This window comes from Nocardia sp. NPDC051750 (assembly GCF_044453135.1).
Classification (GTDB): Bacteria; Actinomycetota; Actinomycetes; order Mycobacteriales; family Mycobacteriaceae; genus Nocardia.
On record NZ_JBITCK010000004.1, the window covers coordinates 495,719 to 511,986 of the forward strand.

At 68.6% G+C, this 16,268-nt stretch carries 15 protein-coding genes; 5 read left to right on the forward strand and 10 right to left on the reverse strand.

The window, feature by feature from the left end:
* Positions 1-153: 153 nt before the first annotated feature.
* On the reverse strand, positions 154-399 hold the full coding sequence (locus ACIA75_RS20690; protein ID WP_397106274.1) for a hypothetical protein: 246 nt from the start codon (positions 397-399) through the stop codon (positions 154-156).
* Positions 400-680: 281 nt separating this feature from the next.
* Between ACIA75_RS20690 and ACIA75_RS20695 the strand changes: the two genes are divergently transcribed.
* Complete coding sequence (locus ACIA75_RS20695) at positions 681-1,886, forward strand: ankyrin repeat domain-containing protein (protein ID WP_397106276.1); 1,206 nt, start codon at positions 681-683, stop codon at positions 1,884-1,886.
* A 34-nt stretch (positions 1,887-1,920) separates the two neighbouring features.
* Here the strand turns inward: ACIA75_RS20695 and ACIA75_RS20700 are convergent, their stop codons facing one another.
* Positions 1,921-3,099: a VWA-like domain-containing protein gene (locus tag ACIA75_RS20700; protein ID WP_397106278.1), complete on the reverse strand. Its 1,179-nt coding sequence runs from the start codon at positions 3,097-3,099 to the stop codon at positions 1,921-1,923.
* Between the two features lie 17 nt (positions 3,100-3,116).
* Entirely contained in the window at positions 3,117-4,346 is a 1,230-nt protein-coding gene (locus tag ACIA75_RS20705) for a sigma 54-interacting transcriptional regulator (RefSeq protein ID WP_397106280.1), read from the reverse strand.
* 525 nt (positions 4,347-4,871) lie between these two features.
* On the opposite strand from ACIA75_RS20705, the gene ACIA75_RS20710 reads away from it, so the two are divergent.
* Entirely contained in the window at positions 4,872-5,828 is a 957-nt protein-coding gene (locus ACIA75_RS20710) for an EamA family transporter (protein ID WP_397106281.1), read from the forward strand.
* Positions 5,829-5,870: 42 nt separating this feature from the next.
* On the opposite strand, the gene ACIA75_RS20715 is transcribed toward ACIA75_RS20710, so the two are convergent.
* The 4 genes from ACIA75_RS20715 to ACIA75_RS20730 form a co-directional block, all read right to left on the reverse strand.
* The gene (locus ACIA75_RS20715; RefSeq protein WP_397106716.1) at positions 5,871-6,524 is read right to left on the reverse strand and encodes a hypothetical protein; all 654 of its coding nucleotides are present in this window, start codon (positions 6,522-6,524) and stop codon (positions 5,871-5,873) included.
* A gap of 6 nt (positions 6,525-6,530) precedes the next feature.
* Positions 6,531-6,866, reverse strand: a complete 336-nt coding sequence (locus ACIA75_RS20720) for a helix-turn-helix domain-containing protein (RefSeq protein ID WP_397106283.1) — start codon at positions 6,864-6,866, stop codon at positions 6,531-6,533.
* A complete protein-coding gene (locus ACIA75_RS20725; protein WP_397106285.1) occupies positions 6,863-7,237 on the reverse strand; it encodes a type II toxin-antitoxin system RelE/ParE family toxin in 375 nt (124 codons plus the stop codon). The genes ACIA75_RS20720 and ACIA75_RS20725 overlap by 4 nt, the downstream gene beginning before the upstream one ends.
* An 82-nt stretch (positions 7,238-7,319) precedes the next feature.
* Positions 7,320-7,793, reverse strand: coding sequence for a MarR family winged helix-turn-helix transcriptional regulator (locus ACIA75_RS20730; RefSeq protein ID WP_397106287.1), 474 nt, complete (start codon positions 7,791-7,793; stop codon positions 7,320-7,322).
* Between the two features lie 76 nt (positions 7,794-7,869).
* On the opposite strand from ACIA75_RS20730, the gene ACIA75_RS20735 reads away from it, so the two are divergent.
* The 3 genes from ACIA75_RS20735 (at position 7,870) to ACIA75_RS20745 (ending at position 9,889) form a co-directional block, all read left to right on the forward strand.
* Entirely contained in the window at positions 7,870-8,241 is a 372-nt protein-coding gene (locus tag ACIA75_RS20735) for a VOC family protein (protein WP_397106289.1), read from the forward strand.
* Positions 8,242-8,315: 74 nt separating this feature from the next.
* A complete protein-coding gene (locus ACIA75_RS20740) occupies positions 8,316-8,999 on the forward strand; it encodes a TetR/AcrR family transcriptional regulator (protein WP_397106291.1) in 684 nt (227 codons plus the stop codon).
* Entirely contained in the window at positions 8,996-9,889 is an 894-nt protein-coding gene (locus tag ACIA75_RS20745; protein ID WP_397106293.1) for an alpha/beta fold hydrolase, read from the forward strand. Before ACIA75_RS20740 ends, ACIA75_RS20745 begins: the two co-directional genes overlap by 4 nt.
* Positions 9,890-10,027: 138 nt before the next feature.
* On the opposite strand, the gene atzF is transcribed toward ACIA75_RS20745, so the two are convergent.
* From atzF to ACIA75_RS20760, 3 genes are read right to left on the reverse strand one after another with little or no spacing between them, the layout of a single operon-like run.
* Positions 10,028-11,860, reverse strand: coding sequence for an allophanate hydrolase (gene atzF / locus ACIA75_RS20750; protein ID WP_397106296.1), 1,833 nt, complete (start codon positions 11,858-11,860; stop codon positions 10,028-10,030).
* On the reverse strand, positions 11,857-15,516 hold the full coding sequence (gene uca, locus ACIA75_RS20755; RefSeq protein ID WP_397106298.1) for an urea carboxylase: 3,660 nt from the start codon (positions 15,514-15,516) through the stop codon (positions 11,857-11,859). Before uca ends, atzF begins: the two co-directional genes overlap by 4 nt.
* 50 nt (positions 15,517-15,566) lie before the next feature.
* On the reverse strand, positions 15,567-16,268 hold the full coding sequence (locus ACIA75_RS20760; protein ID WP_397106300.1) for a GntR family transcriptional regulator: 702 nt from the start codon (positions 16,266-16,268) through the stop codon (positions 15,567-15,569).

Here is a 16,268-nt window from a genome sequence, read left to right on the forward strand (position 1 = left end):
GTGCGGGGGGGGGGGTGATTATGTTCTCTCCCGCTGCGGGGGGCCGCCCGCGGGGGGGGGGGGGGGGGGGGCCGCGGGGGGGGCTGGGGGGGGGGGGGGGGGGGGGGGGGGGGGGGCGCCCCGCGCCCGCCCCCCACTACCGCGTGCGCGAGGTCAGTTCTCCGCGCAGACCCACATCCATTCGGTGCCGTAGTGTTCGGCGGCGCCCTCGTCGAGGTGGACCCACTCGTAATGACCCGGCACGCCGCCACCCGCGGTGCACGGGTCGCCGACCTTCTGGCCGTCCGGCGGCGGGGGCGGGCCGGGCTGTTCCGTTCCCGGGAGCCCGGGCAGATCGGCGCTACCGGACGGGAGTGCGGCGGCCGTGGCCCCCGAGAAACCCATGACTGCCAGGGACATTGCCGCGATCATGCAGGCTTTCTTCATAAAATGCGTCTCCAGTCGACATTCGTTCACGGTCGGCCCCTGCGACCGGTCAGGGTCGCAAGGGGGAACGGAGTACGCCGCCTGCGCCCGAATCGGCCGGTCGTAGGAGAGCCGGTGCCATGCTAGTGGTGGAGCAGCTGTACTGCGAACCGGTACGCTCACGCTGCCAAGCGCTCAACGGCCGGTGGGACAGCTTGCGTCTATCACGGTATGAGGGTTGGCCGAAGCGCCGCGTCGGACGACATACTGCTGGGGTGGAACAGATTTCCTCACCGGAGCCTCCAGATCTGGCCGGGCCGGTCCGGGTGCGGTGTCGCGGCGCGCAACATTGGGTCGGTGTGGCAGGCGGCGTGGTGGTGGCGCCGGAACACAGCGTTGAAGAGATCCGGCGCGAGCAGGCGTTGCAGGCGTTGGGCGCGGAACTCGACGGATGTTTCGAGATGGTGCTGGGCGACGGCTATCAAAGGCAACTGGATCAGTTGCTGCGCAGTGCGATCGGCCGCGGCGATGTCGCCGCGATCGACACCCTGGTGGGGTGGGGCGCCGATCCGAACGCCCGGGTGAAATCCGGTCGGACCGCTCTCGTAGAAGCGGTACGCGGTGGCAGGCCGGATATCGTGCGGGCTCTGCTGGCGGCGGGAGCCTCCCTGTATTACTCCGAGGACGCCCTGGACGAGGCCGTCGGGACCGGAGTGATCGAGATCGTCCGGGATCTGCTGGCCGCCGGCGCGGACCCGAACCGGTTGCCCGGACGCTTCGGCGCATTGGCCAATGCGGTTGAGCGCGGCGATGCTGTGATGGTGCGGGTACTGCTCGACAGCGGTGCGGAGGTGCTCGACAGGCTCAACCCCGGCCGTTGGTCGATCCACCCGGGGTCAGTTCACGACACCGAGATCCAGCGCATCCTCGTCGAGACCGCCTGGCAACGCGACCGGCTCGACGCCACGGTGGTCCGGGACTGTATCTGGTCGGGTTTCATCGATCCGGACGAACCTGTCGGCGGAACGACCGCGCTGATCCGGAATGCCGGTGCCCGCAACGTGTCCGGGGTCCGGGTGCTGCTCGAGGGCGGTGCGGACCCGAACCTCGCGGATACCGCCGGGCGGACTCCCTTCGTCGTCGCGTTGGAGGCCGGCAGTTTCGAGATCATGGCACTGCTGGCAGATGCCGGCGCCGACGTGAATGTGAGCTGTTCGCGCGGGACGGCCCTGCACCTGGCCGCGGAGGAGGGCTCCCTGTGGTTCGCCCGGAAATTCCTGCGCGCGGGCGCCCGGGTCGATGCGCCCAGTAGCAACGGGTCGCCGCTGCACCGGGCGATCCGCCGGGGCCACGGAAGAATGGTTCGGCTTCTGGTCGTCGAGGAGGGTGCCGACGTGTCGGCGCGGGACCCGCTCGGCAGAACCCCCCGCGACCTTGCGGCGGCTCGCCCCGAGCTCCTCGAACTGCTCGGCGAGGTATGACGACCAGACCGGCGAAGTCCGGTTGTTCCGCGGGTCATGTCCGGCCGCGGGGGTCGATAACGACCGTTTCGACCCAATCGGGCGGCGCGGGCGCCTGTTCCCCGATGAGTACCGCGATCACCTTGGCGGAGGACGGTGTCAGGGGCCAGCCGGTGAAACCGTCCGTGAGCACAACCACTACCTGGGGGCGTGCGGGCAGCGCAATCGCGGCGTCGATACCGAGCGTGAGATCGGTTCCGCCGCCGCCCCGCAACTCGATACCCGCGACACCGGTGATATCGCCGAGTACATGGACTTCCGCATCGCAGGTGAGGGCCGTGACCCGGCCGGACCCGACACCCACGGCCCGCAATATCCCGGTGACCTCGCCGAGCGCGAGGCCGAGGATCTCCTCCTCCATAGACGCGGAGGTATCGATGACGACGGCAACGGAGAGGACCGGCCGAGCCAGGCGCGGGAGGGCCACACCCGGGAAGGCCGAGGCACGCCGGGACGGCCGGGTCCGGGTGTAGTCGGTGGCGCCGCCTGCCCAGGCCAGCGCCGCACGCAGGCTGCCGCCGAGCTGTTTGCGCCAATCGACCAGCGGCTGCCGGGTCCGGTTCGCCCAGCGCAGCCAACCTCCGGGGATCTCGCCACGCCCGGTGTTGTGAGCCACGATGGCCGCGGCCGTCGCCTGGCACAATGCCGCCGCCTCCATCCGGTCCACACCGGGTAGCGACCCGGCGGCGGATTCCCAGGGACGTTGCCCCGGTACCGCGCCCGACCCGCAATCGTGGTCGGGGTATTCGCCGGCGTCGAGGTGGTCCAATTCGGGAAGGTAGTTCTCGAACAGGTCACCGTCCGGAAGCCCGAAGGTGTACGGGTACACAGCCCCGTCCGGGAGCGGGATATCTGCGTCGCACAGGTCGTCGTTGATCTCGCAGTCCTGCGCGATGTTGATTGTGCGGGCAGGCATCCGCTCGGGCAGCTGGGCCGCCCGGTCGTGATGCCCGCGCAGCAGATGCCAGACCTCGTGGATCACCGAGCCGGCGAGCTCGGGAATATCGGTGTCCGCGACGAAATCCGGGTTCACGTAGCAGCGCCAGCGCGCGTCGACTGCGAGGGTGGGGACCCGCTCGGTGGGCACCATCTGCATCGCGTACAGCGCGGTGGCCAGGTAGGGGCAGGTGCCGGCGGCCCGGAAGCGCGCGGCCAGGAGCTTGGTGCGGTCCATCGCGGGAGAACCGTTCGTCACCGCGGTGTCAGGCGGCCGGACAGACGCAACACCTCGACGAAGGCGTCCAGAGCCGGCGGGGCGGGCCAATCCGTCCCGTTCCGCAGGACCGCCAAGTCGAGGGCGGCCTGCGCGGCGATATCGGGGGCACCGATATCCACTGCTTTTTCCAGTACCCGCCACGCCGCATCCCAGCGTGACCTGGTCGGTTCGGCGCGCACGGCCGCGACCACAGCCGTGAGGAACGCCAGTTGCCTGTCGCCACGATCGGGTAACGCGAAGGCGGCGGGATCGGCGAGAACCAGATCCGGGTCCGGCAGATCCGATTCGGCCAAGAATGTGAGGAATTCGATGCCGGCTGCCGGGCCGACCGCACCGGCCACGGCCAAGGCGAGGGTCTCGTGTTCGGCACGGCCGGCGAAGCCGAAGGCGAGCAGGCGCATGACCATCTCCCAGGTCCGCGGTGACGGCCACGCCCGGCCGCGCTCCTCGGCATCGCCGGGCAGCAGATGCACCAGACCCGGCCGGGCGGAGAGGAACCCGGCCACCGAGCCCCGCGCCCGAGCCACGGCCGATGCTGTGGCCTCAGGGTCGATCCGCGGGACAACGGCCGATGGCCAGGTGCCGCCGATTCCGCGCGCGACGACCCGCGGGTCGTGCACCCAATCCAGGTGTACGAAACGGTTCGCCAGCGGTGCGCTCAGATGCCAGCCGTCCGCCGCACTGGCCGCCGGATTCGCGGCCGCGACGATCCGGATCGGCGCCGGCAGTGCGAGACTGCCCACCCGGCGTTCCAGTACCACTCGCAGCAGCGCGGCCTGCACGGCCGGCGGTGCAGACGACAATTCGTCGAAGAACAGCAGCCCGTGTCCCGCGCGAGCGAGCCGCACCGCCCAGTCCGGCGGAGCCATCGGCACGCCGTCCCTGCCCGGATTCGGCCCGAGCACCGGGAGACCCGAGAAATCCGACGGCTCGTGGACGCTCGCGACAACGGTTTCGACCGTCACCCCGAGCCCGGCCCCCACCTGGTTCAGTACCGCTGTCTTACCGATGCCCGGCTGACCCCACAGCAGCACCGGCAGATTCGCACCCACGGCCAGTGCGAGTGCCGCGACAGCCGGTTGCGCCGAGGGCTCCGAACGGGATTCGGCGCACAATGCCAGCAGCTCGTCCGCGGCGGCGAGCTCGGGGGGTGCAGCGGCCCGGTCCACCGGTATGCCCGGATGCGAGCCTTCATTCTCCGTCACGACACGATTCTGTCGCCGATCGAAACACCGCGCCAGCGGATTCCCGCGCAGACGGCACGCACCGAGAGGGTCTCCGTACCGGCCGAGAATCCGGGCAACGGTATCCACGGATCCGCGCTGCGACTTGCGCCCGGATTGTGCCGCTACCGATCTCACAACGGAACTTGCGTAGACGTTATCTATCGGCGTTGGTGTCGATCACTGTTTCGCGCGGCGGGCCCAGGCGGCCAGGTCGACCCTGCCACCGGCTGGTCGCCGGGATCGGACGGAACATGCCCGCCTGCGTCCGAACCGGCCGGTCGTAGGAGCCGGTGTCATGGTAATGGCGGTGCGAGTGGACCGCGAACCGGTGCGCTCACGCTTGCGATGCGCTTGCCGGCCGACGGTAGTCACGGCGGCTCATCCGCCCGGGCAGTGAACGTTTCGTTAACTGTCCCGCCCGGAAACACAGAAACGCCGTCTGGTCATCGCCCGCGGTACATTCATTCGTCAGCCTGAGATTATTCGGCTGATTAGCGTGACGCCGTGACACTTGTGCCCGCGGTTCGCACCGCCCGATTACGTGGGCCGGGACGTGGCGAACGACGTTCCGTTCTGCCCGCACCGGTACTCCTGGTCGCCGCGATGGTCAGTATCCATCTCGGCTCGGCCCTCGCCAAGAATCTGATCGAAATCGCCGGCGCACACACCACCGTCTGCCTGCGTCTCGCCCTCGCCGGAATTCTCGCCCTCCTGATCTGGCGGCCCTCGCTGCGTGTCGACCCGCGCGCGTATCCCGGCATCATTGCGCTCGGCGCCGCAATGGCGGGGATGAATTTCTGTTTCTACGCGGCTATCGAGCGGATACCACTCGGCATGGTGGTCACCATCGAATTCCTCGGCCCGCTCTGCGTCGGCCTGCTCGCCGCGTGGCGGCCGGGCAACCTGCTGCTGGTCGGCGCCGCCGGCGTGGGAGTACTGCTGCTGACCGACTCCGCGGGCGCCACCTCCTGGACCGGGATCGGCTTCGCCCTGCTCTCCGGGCTCGGCTGGGGCAGCTACATCGTGTTCGGCAAGGTGGTCGCCCGGCACACCTCGGGCAACGATGCACTGGCCCTTGCCTTCGGCTTGGGTGCCCTGGTGAGCGTCCCGATGCTGCTGAGCGGTAGCGCGGACCTCCGGCTCGATCCCTGGTTCCTCGCCGGGTCGGTAGCGGTGGCCGTATTCGCCTCGCTGCTGCCGCACGCCATCGAGCTCAAAGCGCTGCGTGGTATGGACGTTTCGACCTTCGGGGTGCTGATGAGTATGGAGCCGGCGGTCGCCGCGCTGATCGGCCTCGCCCTGCTCGGCGAGACCCTGCGACCGGTGCAGTGGGTGGGAATCGCAGTGGTGGTCATGGCCAGCGTGGGCGCAACCAAGCTTGCCGCGCGGCGTGCGCCTGCCCCGGTCGGAACACTCGTGCCCTCCCGGCCGGTCCCGGACGCGGCCCTCCCGGTTCCCTGAACGGTGGTTGTACAGGGGCTGTTTCGTGGTGGCGTAGGCGCGCTACTTACCGGCGTTGGTGGCGAGTGTGCGGGCGGTTTCGATCACTGTTTCGCGGCGGCGGGCCCAGGCGGCCTGGTCGGTCTCCTCGTCCAGGACCATGCGGCACATTCCGGGGACCGCGAAGTTCCAGGTGATCAGTCCCATGAGAGTGAACAGCAGGTCCTGGGCGGCGCGGACGCGTGTGTCCGCGGGGAGGTGTGCGGCCGTGCCTCCGTCTATGAGCTGGTGGGCCTTCTCGCGGAAAGCGTCGCGGCGCTCGCTGTCGTCGGGTTCGCCGCGCATCTCGAGCGCCTCCCACAGCTGCTCGATCCGCAGTGCCGACGCCGGTAGGTACGAGCGGTATTCGGCGACGGACAGAACATAGGTCCACGCCGGCAGCCGGTGCCGGTCGAGGAGGGGGTGGTCGGTGAGTTCGCCGAGGCGATCGGCGACCGTGGCCGGTCCGTCCTGGATCGCGACCCACAGGGCGGCCTCGGCGTTGATATCGCCTATCGCGCCGAGCGGGTCGATGGTGTGCCAGTCGGTCGCGCCCTGCAGGACGTTCTTCGCCTGCGGGGCGGCATGCAGGACGTGACGAGCGGGAGTGGTTCGGATGGTCGGCCCGGTAGGCCAGAACCAGGATGCGAGGATAGCGGCACCGGGTGGGGGTATCAGTTGATGTCAGGCCACACGCCAGGTGCGATCGCCGAGGGTAGCGACGACGTCGACGGAGCCACCCAGGGCCGCGACATAGGCCCGGATGGTATCGATTCCCGAAATCTCACCACTTTCGATCTTGGAGATCCGGGCCTGGGATACGCCGAGAATCTCGCCGAGTTCCGTTTGTGAAAGGCCGACCGCTTGGCGCATCTCGGCGAGTTGGTACCCCCGCACGTACGCTTCACGACGGTCTTTGGCGCGCTCGGCACCGGCAGTTCGCTCCTCGTCGGTCCGAGGGTCGACGGCGCGTGCGGCCTTCTTGACCTCACTCCATTTCGTGTACTTCGGCTCGGTCATTTTCGCTCCTTCAACGCTGCCAGGTGCTCGGCGAAGCGCTTGTCAGCCAGTGGGATTGCTTCCCGATACCACTGTTGCCACTGGCCGGATTTGTCTCCGGCAACAAGGACGATTGCCTCACGCAGCGGGTCGAAAGCGAACAACATTCGAATCTCGGTTGTCCCCGCTGAGGGTGGCCGGAGTTCCTTCATGTTGTGATACTCGCTGCTCTTTATTCTGTCCACGAGGGGGCGTCCGACTGCTGGTCCCTCGTGTTCGAGTTGGTTCAGTGCATCCGCGACGAGGTCGCTGGAATGGGGATCGCTGACGCATAGTGCCAAATACCACGCTTCGACCTCCGGATGAAGACTGATTTCCAGCTCACCGGTCAACTATAACTTATTTGTCATACTCGGGGTGATCGCTTGCCCTGCACTTTCTGCTGCCGCTCGTTCGAGCCGCCGGCGGGTTCGGCTATGTGGCGGTTTCGTCGGCGAGGCGTTGTAGGTAGGTGGCGAACTGGTGGCGGTCGTGGGGTGGCCAGGTGGCGGTGAGCTGGTCGAAGCATTCGCGTTGCCAGGCGTGCGAGGTGGCCAGTAGTCGGTCCCCGGACTTGGTGAGGTGCAGGACCGCTCGGCGGCGGTCGTGGGAGGAGGTGGTGCGGATGAGGTAGCCGGCGGTGGTGGCGTCGCGGACCATGCGGCTGGCGCCGGAATGGTCGATGCCGAGCTGGGTGGCGACGTCGGTGACCGTGGCCTGGTCGCGGCTGCGGAGGGCGGCGGAGACGGCTTCGAGAACCTGGATGTGCTGGACGCGGCCGGCGTCGGCGGGCTGGGTCGTGTGCGGGTCGAAGATGCGGCCGCTCCAGCGGCGGGACCAGAAGCGGACCAGGCGGAACAGGGCCGGTCCGCCGTCGGCCGGCTGGGTGGGGTCGGGTGTGTCACGCACGCTCGACATTGTATGCGTTGCGCATTTATATTTATATGCGTAACGCATACAGTTCTGAACTTGTGAGGGGTCTTGTATGTCCATCGTGCTGAACCACACAATCGTCCCCGCGACCGACAAACGCGCATCCGCGAATTTCTTTGCCGAGCTGATGGGTTTGCCGGTCGCGGGTCCGGCCGGCCCGTTTGTGCCGGTCGTTGTCAACCGCGAGCTGACCTTGGACTTCGATGACCGAGGCCGGGTCGAGCCCGGTCACTATGCGTTCTTGGTCGACGACGACACGTTCGACGCGGTGCTGGGCCGGCTAGCGCAGTGGGCTGCCGTCGATTACGGGTCGGGGCCGGAAAATGGCTGGGATCGGAGGATCAACCGATTGTCCGGGGGTCGGGGCGTTTACGTGCGCGACCCGGACGGTCACAGCTACGAACTCTTCACTGTGGTCCCCTGAGCGCCGGAGCGGCGGTAGTTGCGGTACCGTAGTGACCGGTCGCAGTAAAGTGGTCACTACAGAACGGGAACCGGATGCCACGCCCTCTTGTCCCTGATCGCCGGGGAAGGATACTGACCGCGGCCGCCGAGCTGATCGTCGAATCCGGCTGGCCCGACACGACGGTCGCGCAGATCGCGGAACGAGCGGGGATCGGCAAGGGGGCGGTCTACCGCGAGTTCGACGGCAAGAAAGAAATACTGGGCGCGGTACTCGATCGCAGTATGCGGCGGATGACCGCGCAGGTGCACCGGCGAGTGGTCGACGCCGACGTCCTGGTGGACCTGCCCGCCGTATACCGGTTCGGTGTCGAGGCTTTGCTGTCGGAGCCGCTGATGCGGGCGTTGTACCTGGGTGATGATTCGGTCCTCGGTGACCACGTTCGTGCGGTCGGCGAGCGGCGCTATTCGGTCCGGATGGATTGGCTCACCGGCTACATCGAAAAATTGCAGCAGGCGGGAGTGATCGCGAGCGACGTATCGAGTGGCAGCATCACCCGCATGCTCGGTGTCTTCACCATCGGCCTCGTCAATGCGCCCGGCACCCTCGGCGCCGGGACTCCGGAGAGGTTGACGGATACCGTCGCGCTCTTCGCGAACCTGGTGGGCGCCGGTCTGCGCGGCCCCGGACCGGTGGATGTCGCTGCCGCCCGCCGCGCCCAGCTCGCCCTGCTGGAACAGCTGTCGGATCAACTCGCCGAATTCGAGGAGCCCGCATGACCTCCGCGTTCGAACGCTACGCCGACCTGACGATCGGCGGTGGACCCATTCGGCACTACCGGTCCGGGGAGCAGGGACCGCCCGTGCTGCTGCTACACGGCGGAATGATGGATACCGCCGAAGGGGTATGGCGCGATATCGCGCACCGGATGGCGGCGAAATACCAGGTACACGCGATAGATCTACCCCGGCACGGTGCCAGCAGGCCATGGCCGGGCCGCCTGGACCGGGAGTTCTTCGATCGTTTCCTCGACGATCTCTTCGACTGTCTCGAGTTGCCACCCACAGCCGTCATCGGGTTGTCCCTCGGTGGCGGAATCGGAATCGGTTACGCGCTACGCAATCCCGGCCGGGTCTCGGCGCTGATCGCGATCGGACCCGGCGGAATAGGTGCGAAACGGCGGGCCCAGTTCATCACCTGGGCGGCAATGCGAACACCAGGCGTTCTGAAACTCACCAGCAAGTACCTGGCCCGCAGCCCCGAAGCGGTCCGGCGATCGATGATCACCAGCCTGACCGCCGGCGCCGATCCCCGCGACTTCGACACCATCCTGGATCTGGTCCAGGCCGAAGCGGGGGCCAAGGCGCGGTACGGCGAACCGGCCCTGGATGATTGGATGGCCGACGCCTATGGCCCCTGGCGGATGCGCTTGGACTATCTCACCGAACTCGACCGGCTCGAGGTGCCCAGCCTCTGGATGCGGGGCGAGAACGATCCGCTCGTGGGTCATTCAGAGCTCGCTGCCGCCGCCGCGGCGGCACCCGGCGGCCGGCTCGTCACGATTCCCGATGCCGGGCATATCGTCACCTACGATCAGCCGGCCGAATTCTTCCGGTCGGCCGATGCATTCCTCGACTCGGTTGCCGCGGGTGGTGAGTGTGCCGGGTGAACCGGCGGAGTGCGTACGGACATACGCACTCCGCCGGCCGTGAGCGTTCGCAGGACCAGGCTCGGCCGAGCCCACCGCGCCCCTCATCGGTACGGTGGGCCGAGGTTTCGCTGTCGCTGCGAACCGGTGATCGGCCGATTATCGATCGGCGTTCAGGTAGTTCTTCCACCCTCCGTACTCGGTGATATCCGTTGCGTCATGTGACGATTCGTAGTCGCAGGCGAAACCCGTGACCCATTCGCCGGAATCCAGCTCGACCTTGCCCAATGTCATCGGTGACGGGAGGTTGCTCAGGAAGGTGCCGAGTGCGGCGGGGGAGAGACGGTACAGTTCGCCGGGCAGCGAGCGGCCGTCGCCGGGGCCCACCCGGAGCATCCCGGGTTTGGGCGGCGTCGAAGGCAGCGCGACCATGCGGTACGCGGTGGCCGTCGTCACCTCACCCACGAAGCGGGCCTGTGCTGATTCGAGCTGGTGGTGCAGGGGGAGACCACGGAGATGAGCGCCGACGACGAGAAGGTCGGTGCCGGTATCGGTGAGCAGCGGGGACGGTTCGCCGAGGAGGCGGGCGGCGATATCGATGCCGACCTGGTCGGCGAATGCGGGGGTTACCAGCATGACACCGAACGGATCGCCTTCGGCGGTGTCCTCACCCGGGACGGCGACCGAGGACAGGTCGAGCAGGTTGCAGAAATTGGTGAAGGTGCCCATGCGGCTGTTGATCGTGATCGGATCAGCCGCTACCGCTTCGATCGTCGGATGCTCGGTCGTGGCGGGCAGCAGCAGGGCCGGGTATTCGGCGAACAGGCGGCGGGCGGTAGCCGCGGCGCGGGCGAGGTGGTCGAGGTCGGAGACGTAGGAGTGGGCGGCGGGGCGGGCGCCGCCTTCGATGATCGCGGAGACCACGGGATCGGCGCCTTCGGGTTTGCCGCTGAGGAATTCCCCGACAGCGGCGTAGCGCTGGGCGACGATGGCGCCGTCGTAGAGCAGGGTGGCGGCGTCCAGGAGTTCCGCGATATCCACCGTCACGACGGCACCGCCGCCGGCGCGCCAACGGTCGACGGTGGCATCGAACGCGGTGCGGTAGGCGGGGGTGAGGGCTTTCAGGTTGTCGTCGGTGGGGACGGCGAGGGTGGCCTGGGCGGGGGCGCCGAGGGGAGTGTCGGCGGGCCAGGGGCGGGAGCGGGGGTCGGCCGGGTCCGGGCCGATCATGGCGTTGGCGACCCGGGTGGCCAGGGTGAGGTCGCGGGCGAACACGGTGACGGCGTCATAGTCGGGGCAGGCGGGGACCACACCGGTGGTGGGTACGAGGCCGAGGGTCGGTTTGATGCCGACAAGACCGTTCAATGCGGCCGGGACACGGCCCGATCCGGCGGTATCGGTGCCGAGAGCGGCGTCGACCATGCCGAGCGCGACGGCGACGGCCGAACCGGAGCTGCTACCGCCGGAGACGCGGTCGGGGAACCGGCTGTTGCGGACCGCGCCGTACGGGCTGCGGGTGCCGACGAGGCCGGTGGCGAACTGGTCGAGGTTGGTTTTACCGAGGACGATCGCACCCTGCTCGACCAGCCGGGCAACGGCGGGTGCGGTGAGGTCGGGGGTGCGGGCGAACCCCGGGCAGGCGCAGGTGGTGGGGATGCCGGCGATATCGATGTTGTCCTTCACGGCGAGGAGAAGCCCTGCCAACGGCAGCTTTTCCCCCTGCGCGATGCGGGTGTCGACCGCTGCTGCCTCGGCCAGCACGTCGGCTTCGGCGCGTAGCGAGATCCAGATCTCGGGCCGGTCGTGCTCCCGGATGGTCCGGTACGCGGCGGCGACCTTATCTGCTGCGGCAAGAGCTGCGCCGGTCGCGTTTCCGGCGTCACCGGCGACGCTGCCGGCGTCACCGGCGACGCTGCCGGCATCACCGGTGGTGTTGTCGGACGTGCCGGACTCGGTGCCTGCTTCGGCTAGCGGTAGTTGCTCCATGGTCATGCCGCTCCTTCGGTTTCGATGGCGACCAGAGGTGCGCCGGTGGTCACTTGATCGCCTGCGGTGGCGGTGATCGCGCGGACGATACCGGCGGTCTCCGCGAGCACGGGCAGCTCCATTTTCATCGCCTCGAGGACGAGCAGGGTGGCCCCGGCCTCGACGTGATCGCCCTCGGCGACCTCCACCCGCCAGACATTCGCCATCATGGGGGCGGCGACGATATCGCAGCCTTCCGGCAGTTCGAGCGTATCGGCGGTGTCGGGTACGGGATCCGGTTCGGCGTGCGCGCTGAGTTCGCCGCTGGCCTCCCAGCGCTGCCGTTCGGCGGTGAACGCGGCCTGCCGGTGTTCCTCGGTGGTGGCGATATCGGCGGCATGCTCGTTCAGGAAGTCGAGATGGTCCGCCATCGCGAATTCGCCGATGCTGGTGCGCATCTCGAATCGGCCGGCGGACATATCGGCGCGCAGATCGAGCAGCTCCTCGGCCGAGACCGGATACCAGCTGATGCGGTCGAAGAACCGGAACAGCCACGGTTTGCCGGTTTCGAACGGCGCGCGCTGCCGGTAGCCGGACCAGATCGGGACGGTGCGGCCGACGAGCTGGTAGCCGCCGGGGGATTCCATCCCGTAGACGCAGAGGTACTTGCCGCCGATACCGACGGCGTCGGAGGGGGTCCAGGTGCGGGCGGGGTTGTATTTGGTGGTCACCAGGCGATGCCGGGGGTCCAGCGGGACAGCGAGGGGTGCGCCCAGGTAGACATCGCCGAGGCCGAGCACCATGTACTGGGCGTCGAAGACGATATCGCGCACCTGGTCGATACTGTCCAGGCCGTTGATGCGGCGGATGAATTCGATATTCGACGGGAGCCAGGGAGCGTCGGCGCGGACACCGTGACCATACCGTTCGATGGCCTGCGCGATGGTGGGGTCGTCGAAGGAGAGCGGCAGTTCGATATGGCGGCTCGGGACGCGGAGGTCGGCAGTATCGGGGATATCGTCCTCGAGTTCGCCGAGCAGGCGGACCACGGTGCGCTGGTCGATGACGCCGGGGTCGAAATGCAGGTGCAGTGAGCGCACGCCGGGGGTGATATCGATCAGGCCGGGGATCGAGGCATGTTCGAGGCGTTCGCTCAGCGCGTGGACGCGCATGCGCAGGCCCAGATCGAGTTCCATCGGACCGTATTCGATGAGGACGTTATCGTCGCCGCCGCGCAGGTATTTGACCTCCGGCGTGCCGGTGCCGGCGTCGCGGCGGCCGAGCACACCGTTGTCCGCTTCGCGGGAGCCGAGCAGTGCGGGGGTGGACACGTTGCGGCCGCGGAGGGCGGGCGAGGTGCGGAATTCCGCGGTGCGCTCGTCGGCGACCGGGACGAAACGCACCTGGTCACCGGGGCGCATCTGGCCCAGTTTCCAGCGGTGCGCGGAGACCACGGTCAGCGGGCAGGCGAAACCGCCCAGGCTGGGACCGTCGGGGCCGAGCAGGATCGGGGTGTCGCCGGAGAGGTTGAGCGCGCCGACGCTGTAAGCGCAGTCGTGCAGGTTGGAGGGGTGCAGGCCGGCGTCGCCGCCGTCGGTGCGCGACCAGGCCGGTTTGGGGCCGGCCAGACGCAGGCCGGTGCGGTTGGCGTGGGCCTGTACCTGGTAGGTGGCGTCGTAGAACTGGGCGATATCGGCCGGGGTGAAGTAGTCGGGGGCGGGCTGGGGGCCTTCGCCGACACCGACATACCAGGTGTGGCCGAATTCGGGACGGTCCTCGGCCGGGACGGGTGCCGGCTCGAGGAGACCGCCGGCGTCCGGTTTGATGCCGAGGATATCGCCGGTGGCGACGGCGCGGCCGGTGATGCCGCCGAAACCACCGAGGGTGAAAGTGGCTGCGCTGCCGTGGTAATCCGGGGCGAGGATGCCCCCGCGGACGGCGAGGTAGGTACGCAGACCGGTGTCGTGCGGGGCGCCGATATCGAGCACCGAACCGGCGGGGACGGTGACCGGCTCCCACATCGGAACCGGCTCGCCGTCCACGGTGACGGGGGCTTCGGCGCCGGTCACGCAGATGACGGTGGTGTCGGTGCAGCGGAGCCGGGGCCCGAGCAGGGTCGCCTCGAGACCGTTCTCGCCGAGGGAGTTACCGACAGCGTGGTTGGCGAGCTGGAAGGACAGATCATCGAACGCGCCCGACGGCGGGATACCGACATTCCAGAGTCCCAGGCGGCCGGGGAAGTCCTGAATGGTGGTGGAGACGCCGGCGCGCAGAATCTCCAGCCGGGGCCGGATGGTGGCCAGGCTCGCGAGGGTCGCGGTGGTGTGACGGGCGTCGAGCATCGGGGAGCTCGTCGCGGCGGCACGCAATTGGGGCAGATTGGTGGTGATTCCGAACATGCGGGTTTCGTCGAGCGCCGCGCGGAGCCGGTGCAGGGCCTCGGGACGGCTCTCGCCGGAGGTGATGATCTTGGCGATCAGCGGGTCGTAGTAGGGGCTGATCTCGGTACCGGTTTCGACCCAGGTCTCCACCCGCGCGGACGCGCCGGGGATCTCGACACCGGTGAGAGTGCCGGCGCCGGGGCGGTAGTCGTTACCGGGATCCTCGGCGTAGACGCGGGCCTCCACGGCGAAGCCGGTGATAGGTGGGCCGGCGTCGGGGATGTCGTCGAGAAACGCGGAGTCCCCGCCCGCCAGGCGCAGCATCCATTCGACCAGGTCCACACCCGTGACCGCCTCGGTGACCGGATGTTCCACCTGCAGGCGGGTGTTCACCTCGAGGAAGGAGGCTTCGCCGCGGTCGACGTCGTAGATGAACTCGACGGTTCCGGCCGAGCGGTACCCGACCTCGCCCAGCAGTTTCCGGCTCGACTCGAGTAGCCGCTCGCTCACGGTGTAGGGGAGTCCGGGGGCGGGCGCTTCCTCGATGACCTTCTGGTTGCGCCGCTGCAGACTGCAGTCGCGGGTGCCCAGGGAGATGGCCCGGCCGCGGCCGTCGCCGAAGATCTGCACCTCCACATGGCGCGCCCGCGCGACGAAACGTTCCAAGTAGACCGCGGAGGAGCCGAAGTTGTTCTGCGCCAGCCGGATCACCCGCTGGTAGGCGACGGTGAGCTCATCGGGCCCCGCACAGGCGGCCATGCCGATCCCGCCGCCGCCACCGGCCGCCTTGAGCATCACCGGGTAACCGATCCGGTCGGCCTCCGCCAGCGCTTCGTCGAGACCGGTGAGCAGACCGCTGCCCGCCACCAGCGGGACACCCGCCGATGCCGCGGCCTTGCGGGCGCTGTGCTTATCACCGAAGAGCCGCAGATGCTCGGCGGCGGGTCCGACGAAAGCGATACCGGCGGCCTCCACCTCGGCGGCGAAATCGGCGTTCTCGGAAAGGAATCCGTAACCAGGATGGATAGCGGTGGCACCGCTGGACAGGGCCGCGTCGATCACCGCGTCCGCCCGCAGATAGGACTCCGCGGCCGGGGCCGGGCCGAGCCGGACCGCGCGATCGGCCATCCGCACATGCCGGGAACCCTCGTCGGCGTCGGAGAACACCGCGACCGTCTCGATACCCAGCCGCCGCGCGGTGCGCAGGATGCGGCAGGCGATCTCGCCGCGGTTGGCGATCAACAGGCATTCGGGCAGAGGTGTATGCAGTGGCGTATACAACTGCGGGGCGGTCTCGGTCACGGTCGATCCTCTCGGCGTGGACAGTGCGGCTACCGGGGTAGCCGGGGATATCAGGTCTTGGTCGCGCGGGCCAGGCGGGTCAGCTGGAGTACCTGACCGGCTCGGTCGGCCACCACGCGGCGGGATTGGTCGATATGGGCGAGGAGCTGCGCACGGGCACCGGTGAAATCGCGGTCGAGGACGGCCTCGCCGATGGCGATATGTTCCTCGATGGTCGCGAGCATGCGGTCGGGCGTCAGGTAGTCGAACATCCGGACCGGGCGGATCCGGGCGTTCACCGTGCGCAGGGCCTCGGTGAGGGCGTGATTGCCCGAGGACTCCAGCAGAACGGTGTGGAACTGTTCGTCGGCGTCGACGAAACCGGCGTCCGGGTCCGGGGGCCCGGTGCGGAACGCGCGCCACCGGTCGATCTCCGGGCCGAGTACGGCCCGGTCGTGGCCCAGTTCCGGATCGTCGAGGACACGGGCGATGCCCTGCACTTCCAGGGTGATTCGCAGTTCGTAGTAGTCGCCCAGGGTGTCGAGGCGCGGGCGGTACGGGAACAGCCCGGCATCGCTGCGTTCGACGAGACCGTCGGCCTGCAGCCGGGCCAGCGCCTCGCGGACGGGGGTCCGCGATACGCCGTACCGTTCGGCCAGCCGCTCCTCGCCGAGCCGCTCGCCCGGCGCCAGCGCACCGGCCATGAGTTCGTCGCGCAACGCCTTGTACACAGTGTCGCTACGGGATTCGCGTTTGCTTCGTGGTTCGGTCAC